Here is a 434-nt window from a genome sequence, read left to right on the forward strand (position 1 = left end):
AAGCCAGAAATCCTGCAGTTCCGCGGACGCTGATAAGTAGACAGATTCCTGACACGGAATACTATAACTTACATCACTTAAATAGGATGCGTAAGTTGTGTAAGTTACGCCACTTAAATAAGTTAAGGCGCTAAAGCGATAAAAGCTACATGATGGTCAGTACTGAGCACTGGCGATCTAAGTCAATGCTGCAGTTCTCATCATCATTGGAATAAGTGGACAAATTCCTGACATGGAAATTGCAGCGAGATTGGCTAAAGTTACTGCACTGATTATCAGTCGAGATGTCGTTATTGATTATGCCTTATACGGAACTCCAGAATTAGCCCTCGTTGCGAACAACAAAGCAGAAATCCTGCAGTTCCGCGGACGCTGATAAGTAGACAGATTCCTGACACGGAATACTATAACTGAGGTCACCTAAATAGGATGCA

At 42.6% G+C, this 434-nt stretch carries 1 protein-coding gene; it reads left to right on the forward strand.

The window, feature by feature from the left end; all coding sequences use genetic code 11:
• Positions 1–232 precede the first annotated feature (232 nt).
• Positions 233–376, forward strand: coding sequence for a hypothetical protein (locus tag J582_RS26930; RefSeq protein WP_153565456.1), 144 nt, complete (start codon positions 233–235; stop codon positions 374–376).
• Positions 377–434 lie beyond the last annotated feature (58 nt).

It is taken from the genome of Acinetobacter sp. 1566109 (assembly GCF_000582255.1).
Classification (GTDB): domain Bacteria; phylum Pseudomonadota; class Gammaproteobacteria; order Pseudomonadales; family Moraxellaceae; genus Acinetobacter; species Acinetobacter nosocomialis.